The following is an 8,133-nucleotide window of genomic DNA, read 5'->3' as shown; positions in this document are numbered from 1 at the left end:
GCGGCACTGGCGGAGGCCGCCGGGGCGGCGGTGCCGGCCGGGAGCCGGGACCGGGCGCTGCTGGAGTCGGTGGAGTTCGACCCGTGCTCCCTCCAGGCCCGGCCCACCGATCTGATCCGGCGCCGGCAGCACGGCCGGGCGGCACTGGCCGCGGGCGCGGCGGTGCTGGTGTGCGGATCGCTGCTGGGGATGCCGGGCAGCGGCTGGGGCCCGGACGGCGCCGCGGCCCCGCCGTACGCGGGCAATCCCGCGTCCGAAGCCGCCCTGGAGCCGGGCAGGTTGGCGCTCACCCCGGCGGACGCCTGGAAGACCGCGGCGCGCCAGGACTTCGCCGCCTGGCCGGCCCGCGGCGACCGGACCGGCGACCGGGCGCTGCTCCGGCGGGCGCTGGCGGTCTGGGCGCGGCCCGGGGCCGGCGTACCGGTCACGGCGACGCCCGGCACCCCGACGGGGCCCGTGGCCGGGCCGCCGCAGCTGCTGTTCGCGGGCGTGGTGGACCACGCCGTGGTGGTGCTCTTCCACGACGGCCTGCGGGCGGTGCGGTACACCGAGGCGGCGGACGGCCAGGGGCAGGGCGAGGGCTCCGGTGCGGCGCTGGACTTCGCCCGGACGGACGGCGCGGCGGCGGAGTCGGCCCTCGCCCTGGTGGCGGGCCGCACGCAGGGCAACGTCCGCTATCTGACCGCCCCTTGGGTGTGGTCCGTACGGCTCGTCGACCTGCTGAAGCCGGATGCGGCGGGCCAGCCGATCCCGATCGGCGCGGACGGTCTGACCGCCCCCGTGCCGGCGCCGCGGGACGAGTCCGCGTGCACCACGTGGCCGGCGCTGCGGGCGGTCGGCAGGACGGACGGGCCGTCGGGCGGCGGGGCGGCCGGGGAGCTGCTCACCGACCTCGGCGAGCTGACGCCGGCCCGCCTCACGTACGGGCGGCCCACTTCGCCGGACGACGTCTCCGGCCCGCAGGCCCGTACGGCCTGGGCGCGTACCGCCTGCCAGCTGCCCGGGGTGCGGTCGCGGGGCGTACAGGCCGTGAACACCTGGCAGTTCGCGCGGCAGTCGCTCCCCGGGGGTGCGGACGAGGCGGCCTGGCTGTGCACCCGGGCGGAGACCTGGCGCGGGGCGGGCGGCCGGACGATGACGCAGTTCCAGCCGCCCGCGCCGAGCGGCCGGCGATACGCGCCGGGGGCGGTGACGGCGCGGGCCGAGGGCGGTACGGCCTGCGGGCCGCGGGCGCCGCGGGCGCTGGCCACGGTGCTGTGGAAGACCGCGGGGGGCGCGTGGTGGCTGCTGGCGGCGGGCAGCGAGCAGATCACGTCGATCACCGCGAGCGGCGGGGTGCACGGGCACACGGCAGGACGGCTGCTGGCCGTCCCGGCGAAGCCGGACGCCCGGGCGGACCTGAAGGGCGGGCTGGCGGGCGGCGGCCAGGTGGAGACGTTGCGGTGAGACGAGCCGCGGCGGGGCACGGAGCACGCCCCGAGCTTTCCGCGTCCAGGGGGTATCGGCATTCCTTACCCACCAGTACATTGACGCCATGTCTAATACGGCCTCGCTGCGGCCCCAGCCGGTCGCGTCCGAGCACACCCCGCTGAAGGCCCGGAACGTGGCCTTCGACTGGGCGGACACCCCTCTGCACTGGATCCCCGGCGATCCGTCCAGCACCCACACCATCAACGTCCTGCACCTGCTGCTGCCGGCCGGCGAGCGCTGGTTCGTGCACGTCTACAAGCAGGTGCTGCCCTCCATACGGGACGAGCAACTCCGGGCGGACGTCATCGGGTTCATCGGCCAGGAGGCGATGCACTCGCAGGCGCACGACGACGTCCTGCCGCACCTCAAGGCGCTCGGCCTGGACCCGGCCCCGTACACCGCGCAGGTCGACTGGCTCTTCGAGAAGCTGCTCGGCGACCGGACGCTGCCGCCCGGCAGGGCCCGTCGGTGGTGGCTGATGGAGCGGGTCGCGATGATCGCCGCCATCGAGCACTACACCGCCTTCCTGGGCGACTGGGTACTCAACGCCGAGGCGCTGGACGCCGGGGGAGCCGACCCGACGATGCTCGACCTGCTGCGCTGGCACGGCGCGGAGGAGGTCGAGCACCGCTCGGTGGCCTTCGACCTCTTCATGCACCTGGACGGCGGCTACCGGCGGCGGGTGCGTACCTGGGCAACGGCCTTCAGCGCCCTGGTGTTCCTCTGGCAGCGCGGCACCCGGTTCTTCATGGAGAACGACCCCACGCTGCTCGACGGCAAGGCCGCCGTGAAGGACTTCCTCCGCGGCGGACGGCAGGGCGTACTGCCGACCACGGGGGCGATGCTCCGCTCCATCCCCCAGTACCTGAGCCGGACGTACCACCCCTCGCAGCACGGCAACACCGACCAGGCGATCGCCTATCTCGACCGCTCACCCGCCGCGACCGCCGCCGCTGCCCCCGGAGGAGCCTGAGATGCCCGCCCGTCCCCTCACGTCGATATCCGCACCGATTCGTACGTCCTCGCCTGCGCCTGCGCGCACGCTCCCCCGACTGCGCACAGTGCTGCTGGTCGCCGGGGCCGCGGTGGTCGTCCGTCGGGCGCTGCGGCGGCGGATCCGGCAGTCGCCGCTATGGCCGCTGCCCGCGCTGGAGCAGCCGATATCGGGCCGGGGCCGGGAGCGGGGCCGGGCGGCACCGCTGCGGCTGCGGGTGGCCGAACGGACCGAGGCGGCCGAGGGGGTGGTGGTCCTCCGCCTGGAGGGCGAGCGGCTGCCCGGCTGGGAACCGGGCGCGCACCTCGACCTCGTACTGCCGTCCGGCACCGTGCGCCAGTACTCGCTGTGCGGCGAACCGGCCGACGCCGTACGGGCGGACGGCGGTACGTACACCATCGCGACCCGGCTGATCGAGGACGGCCGGGGCGGTTCGCGCGAGGTGCACGAGGCGCTCCACGAGGGCACGACGGTCGAGGTGCGCGGACCCCGCAACCGCTTCCCCCTGGACGGCTGCCACGCCTACCTCTTCATCGCCGGCGGTATCGGCATCACCCCGATCCTCCCGATGGTGCGGCAGGCGGAGGCGGCGGGGATTCCGTGGCGCCTGGTGTACGCGGGCCGGTCGCGGGCGTCGATGCCCTTCCTGGAAGAGCTCGAAAAACTGGCGGGGGCAGGGGGGTTGGCCGGCGACGGGGCCCGGGGCGCGGGCGAGAACGGGGGCGCGGCCGGGGCCGGCGCGGCGCGCGGGGCCGGTGGCGGGCGGCTGACGGTGGTCGCGGAGGACGAGGCGGGGCGGCCGGACCTGGCCGCGGCACTCGCCGACGCACCCCCGCACGCCGCCGTGTACTGCTGCGGCCCCGAGCCCCTGATGGACGCGGTGGCCGACCTGCTCCCCAACGGCCCCGAGGGGCTGACCCTCCACATCGAACGCTTCGCACCGCGGACGGGCCCGGGGTCCGGTCCGGGGTCCGGGGACGGCTCGGGTGAAGGTGAGGGCGAAGACGTCGCGTTCGAGGTGGAGTTGCGCCGGACCGGCCGTACGGTCACGGTCCCGGCGGACACCAGCGTGCTGCGTGCCCTCCGCGAACAGGCCCTGCCGGACCTGCCGTACTCCTGCGAGCAGGGCTTCTGCGGCACCTGCCGGCAGCGGGTACTGGCCGGGGAGGTGGACCACCGCGATGAACTCCTGACGGATGCGGAACGCGAGGACTCGCTGCTGATCTGCGTCTCACGGTCGGCCCGGGGGGAGGGGCTGGTGCTGGACCTGTAGGGCCGGGTCGGCGTGCTGGTGCGGCTCGGGGGCGGGTCGTTAGGGTGGGCGCATGACGACCGGGGCACGCCGCAGGATGGGGGTCGAGGAGCGGCGGGAGCAGCTCATCGCCGTCGCACTCGACCTGTTCAGCCACCGCTCCCCCGAAGATGTGTCGATCGACGAGATCGCCGAGGCGGCCGGGATATCCCGGCCGCTGGTCTATCACTACTTCCCGGGCAAACAGCAGCTCTACGAGGCCGCGCTGCGGCGCGCCGCGGAGGAGCTGTCGGCCCGGTTCGTCGAGCCGCACGAAGGGCCCCTCGGCGCCCGGCTGTTGCGCGTCATGGAGCGGTTCTTCGACTTCGTGGACGAGCACGGCCCCGGTTTCTCGGCGCTGATGCGCGGCGGCCCGGCAATCGGCTCGACCGGTACGAGCGCGCTGATCGACGGCGTGCGCCAGGCCGCCTACGAGCAGATCCTCGCCCATCTCGACGTCCGGAACGCGCCCCCGCGGCTGGAGTTGGTGATCCGTTCCTGGGTCTCGCTGGCCGAGACCACCGCACTGCTGTGGCTGGACGGGCGGCGCGTTCCGCGCGCCGAACTGGAGCGGCAGCTGGTGCACGACTTCGCCGCGCTGGCGGCGGTGAGCGCGGCGTACGACGAGCGGATGGCGCAGGTGGTGCGCCGGATGCTGGCGGACGAGCCGCCGGACGGGATGTTCGCGGAGCTGGTGGGACGGCTGATGGAGCTGCCGCAGCCGGTCTGACCTGCGGTGGAGCGGGGGCGCAGGGTCGACGGAGGGCGATTGTCGGACCCTCGCCGTAACGTCGATGGCATGACGGCGAATTCATCTGTTTCCGTTGCGTCCGGGAGGTCCCGGGACGGCCCCCCGTCGCGTGCGCTGCTGTGCCTGCGGAGAGGGCGATCGGCTTCGGGGCGGGTGCGGCACAATCCGGCCATGGATGAGATCACTTACCGGGCGGCCGAGGCGGAGCAGGACCTTTCCGTGCTGGTCGCCCTTTACGACGGGGCCGCGCGCTGGATGGTGGAGAACGGCATCGACCAGTGGAAGCCGGGTGACAAGGACGAGGCGCACTTCCGAGAGCGAATAAAGGAGGGGGAGGTCTGGCTGGCGGAGGCGGCCGGGCGGGTCGTCGGCGGCTTCGAACTGTGGTGGCGGGACGAGCCCGCGTGGGGCGCGCAGCCGCCGGTGGCGGGGTATGTGCACCGGCTGATGGTGGACCGCGCCCACGCACCGGCGGGGGCCGGGCGGGAGTTGCTGGTGTGGGCCGAGCGGCGGATCGCGGAGGCGGGGCGTACGCGGTCGCGGCTGGACTGCGTGTCGAGCAATCCGCGGCTGCGGACGTATTACGAGGGGGCGGGTTATGAGGTCGTAGGTGAGCAGCCGTTCAAGGAGGGGAACGGGGGGAGCAAGTACGCCGTGACGCTGCTGGAGAAGCATTTGTGAGGCGGGGGGCAGGGGGTGGCGTACCGCCCCCTGCCGGTTCCCACGGGCCACCGGACTGCCGGGCTGCCGGGCCTTTCACCAACGCCCGGTCAGCCCTGGCGGAAGACGGCGACCGTGCGGGCCGGGACGGTGAAGGTGCCCGAGGCGGGGGTGCAGGTCGCGGCGGCGGCGGTGGGGTCGGCGCCGTGGGCCTGGAGGGGGTGCAGGGCGTAGGGCCGGCCCTTGAGACCGGGGAGGGTCTGGGTCTGGCGTTGGGGGGTGGCGTTGAAGACGATCACGAGGTCGGCGAGGCGCATGGTGATGACTCCGGGCGTCTCGTCCTTGCCGGAGAGGGGGAAGGAGAGGGCGGATTGGACGCGGGCGGTGGTCGCGAGGTCGAAGGCGGGTTCGGTGGCGTGGATGCGGAGCAGGTCGCGATAGGCGGCGGAGGTCGCGGCGATGGTGGCACAGTCGGGACGTAGCGAAGGGTTGGTCAACAGGGGTTTGGCGTAGGGCCACCTCTCCTTGTTGTCGGCTGCCGGGGGCAGGCCGCGGCCGAAGCCGTTGGCCGCCGCGCCGTCACGGCGCTCGCCGGTGCAGGTCCAGTGGACGGCGTTGAACCAGTCGCCGCTGTTGAAGGAGTTGCGGTCCAGGGACTTGGAGCGGAGGAGGTCGGAGCCGGCCTGGGAGAGCGCCGGGCCCTGGGAGAGCGCGGCGGTGGCCAGGGCGACGACCTGCATACGGGCGCGGTCGGCGGCGGAGGTGCCGGGCGGGAGTTTGTAGGCCAGGGCGTCGTAGAGGGTTTCGTTGTCGTGTGCGTCGGCGTAGGCGAGGGCGTCGCCGGGCGCGGCGGCGTAGCCGGCGGGGGCGCCGTTGTAGTCGACCTGGGAGCCCTTGACCCGGCGGTCGGTGGTGTCGGTGAAGGTGTAGTCGGCGAGGTTGCCGGTGAGCCCGACCTTGATGAGGTCCTGGTAGTGGAGGAGACGGGACCGCTGGGCGGCCGGATCGCCGTTGGCAGGTGAGGAGTTGGGGTCGGTGTAGAGACCGGAGGCGAAGCCCTGGACGCGGGGGTCGGCGTCGAAGGGGGTGCCGCCGCGGATCGCGTCGCGGGCGCGGTCGTTGAAGGTGGCGATGCCGGTCCCGGCCATGTTGCGCTGGGTGGCCTGGACGAAGCGGGCGTCGTTGGCGGCCTCGCCGAAGTTCCAGCCCTCGCCGTAGAGGATGACGGACCGGCCGTCCACGCCGTCGCGGGCCGGGGTCAGCGCGTCGAGGGCCTTGCGGACGGCGAGGATGTCGGCCTTGGGGTGGTGCCCCATGAGGTCGAAGCGGAAGCCGTCGACCTTGTACTGCCTGGCCCAGGTGACGACGGAGTCGACGACGAGCTTGCCCATCATGGTGTGTTCGGGTGCGGTGCCCGAGCAGCAGGTGGAGGTGGCGACGGCGCCGTCGTCGAGCAGCCGGTGGTAGTAGCCGGGGACGATGCGGTCCAGGATGGAGTGCGGGTCGTCCTGGCCGCTCGCGGCGGTGTGGTTGTAGACGACGTCCATGACGGTGCGCAGGCCGATGCCGTTCAGCCCCTGCACCATGCGGCGGAATTCGACGGTCCGGGCCGTGCCGGAGGGGTCGGAGGCGTACGACCCTTCGGGGACGCTGTAGTGGAGGGGGTCGTAGCCCCAGTTGTAGGCGTCGTGGGCGGCCACCTTCGCCACGCACTCCTGCTGGCGTTCGGAGTCGGCGGGCAGGGCGGGCAGGTCGCAGTCCGGCCGCTGCTGGTCGGCGCGGCGCTCGGGGACGGACGAGAAGTCGAAGGCCGGCAGCAGGTGGACGTGGGACGTTCCGGCCGCGGCAAGGGATTTCAGGTGCTGCATGCCCGCCGAGCGGGTGTCGGTGAAGGCCAGGTACTGGCCGGGGTGGCGGGAGGTGCGGTCCTCGACGGAGAAGTCGCGGATGTGCAGCTCCTGGATACGGGCCCGGCGCAGCGGCACCGGCGCGGGCTTGCGGAGCGTCGCCCATCCCGCGGGGGCGAGGTGCGGATCGGCGAGGTCGACGACCAGGCTGCGGGCGGAGTCGGTGGTGAGCGCGGTGGAGTAGGGGTCGGTCACCTTGTTGGTGACGGTCCTGCCGGCGGCGGGCGCCCAGACGGTGACGAGGTAGCGGTACGGCTTCCCGGTCCAGGTGCGCTCGCCCCGTACGCTCCACACCCCGGTCGCGTCGTCCCGGCGCATGGGGACCGGGCGGCCGTCGAGTTCGAGCGCCACGGTGCGGGCGGTCGGCGCCCAGACGGAGAGCGTGGGGCGACCGGCGTGGAACACCGGTCCCAGGGAGGCGTGTTGGGCTCGAGTGCCGTAGAGGTCGTCCAGTACGCCGGGGATCTGCACGCCGGTGGTCGCGGTCTGCCGCCCGTCCGCGGTGCGCTGGGTGGCGACCAGCCGTCCGCGCAGGGCGGCGGGGGCCAGCGCGCGGTCGCGCGGGTCGACGGTGAACGCCGGGTAGCCGGAGAGGTGCGGGTAGGTGGCCCGTTCGGCCGGGGTGAGGGTGCCGGGCGTGAGCCGGATACGGCCCGATGCCCTCCCCTGGCCGGCTTCCGGCCGCTGTGCGGGGTCGCCGAACTCCAGCTGGGCGTCGGCGTGTCGGGCGTCTTTCCAGACCACCGTGGTGCGGTCGATCCACTGCGCCGCGGCCGGGACCGGGCCGTTGGCGGAGGCGGCCCGGGCGCCCGGCTGCGGCGGTAGGACCACGGCCGCCACGCCGGCGAGCAGCGCGAGGAGGGCGGCCGTGCGACGGCGGACGCGGTGCGGGGTGGGGGACATGACCCTTGGTTCTATCCGTGCCACCCCATTACTGCAAGACCTTTCGCAAGAGATTGCAACGGTGTTACGTTCCCGTAGTAGCCGGTCCGGCCGGCCGGAGGTCCACCGCAGGGTGGTCCCAACGCGCCCGGCCGGTCGGACCGGTGCCAAGTGTCTG

The 8,133-nt window shown here is 74.0% G+C and carries 6 protein-coding genes; 5 read left to right on the top strand and 1 reads right to left on the bottom strand.

Annotated features, from left to right (window positions below):
* The 5 genes from IEZ17_RS08485 to IEZ17_RS08465 form a co-directional block, all read left to right on the top strand.
* Nucleotides 1-1,446 (top strand): hypothetical protein (locus IEZ17_RS08485; RefSeq protein ID WP_229852061.1); only part of this gene is annotated, 1,446 nt, incomplete at its 5' end.
* 88 nt (nt 1,447-1,534) lie between these two features.
* On the top strand, nt 1,535-2,443 hold the full coding sequence (locus IEZ17_RS08480; protein ID WP_189298070.1) for a metal-dependent hydrolase: 909 nt from the start codon (nt 1,535-1,537) through the stop codon (nt 2,441-2,443).
* A 1-nt stretch (nt 2,444) separates the two neighbouring features.
* Complete coding sequence (locus IEZ17_RS08475) at nt 2,445-3,737, top strand: PDR/VanB family oxidoreductase (RefSeq protein WP_189298068.1); 1,293 nt, start codon at nt 2,445-2,447, stop codon at nt 3,735-3,737.
* A 52-nt stretch (nt 3,738-3,789) separates the two neighbouring features.
* Nucleotides 3,790-4,485, top strand: coding sequence for a TetR/AcrR family transcriptional regulator (locus IEZ17_RS08470; RefSeq protein ID WP_189298066.1), 696 nt, complete (start codon nt 3,790-3,792; stop codon nt 4,483-4,485).
* Nucleotides 4,486-4,677: 192 nt separating this feature from the next.
* Nucleotides 4,678-5,187: a GNAT family N-acetyltransferase gene (locus tag IEZ17_RS08465; RefSeq protein WP_189298064.1), complete on the top strand. Its 510-nt coding sequence runs from the start codon at nt 4,678-4,680 to the stop codon at nt 5,185-5,187.
* Between the two features lie 89 nt (nt 5,188-5,276).
* Here IEZ17_RS08465 and pulA read toward each other — a convergent pair whose 3' ends face one another.
* Nucleotides 5,277-7,913 (bottom strand): pullulanase-type alpha-1,6-glucosidase, encoded by a 2,637-nt coding sequence (gene pulA / locus IEZ17_RS08460; RefSeq protein ID WP_373299768.1) that lies wholly within the window; start codon nt 7,911-7,913, stop codon nt 5,277-5,279.
* Nucleotides 7,914-8,133 lie beyond the last annotated feature (220 nt).

This window comes from Streptomyces albospinus (genome assembly GCF_014648695.1).
GTDB lineage: Bacteria > Actinomycetota > Actinomycetes > Streptomycetales > Streptomycetaceae > Streptomyces > Streptomyces albospinus.
This window is presented reverse-complemented; position numbering and strand designations above follow the sequence as displayed.

Coding starts and splice junctions, on each gene's coding strand:
- IEZ17_RS08480 (WP_189298070.1), top strand. CDS start 1,535: ATGTCTAATACGGCCTCGCTGCGGCCCCAGCCGGTCGCGTCCGAGCAC.
- IEZ17_RS08475 (WP_189298068.1), top strand. CDS start 2,445: ATGCCCGCCCGTCCCCTCACGTCGATATCCGCACCGATTCGTACGTCC.
- IEZ17_RS08470 (WP_189298066.1), top strand. CDS start 3,790: ATGACGACCGGGGCACGCCGCAGGATGGGGGTCGAGGAGCGGCGGGAG.
- IEZ17_RS08465 (WP_189298064.1), top strand. CDS start 4,678: ATGGATGAGATCACTTACCGGGCGGCCGAGGCGGAGCAGGACCTTTCC.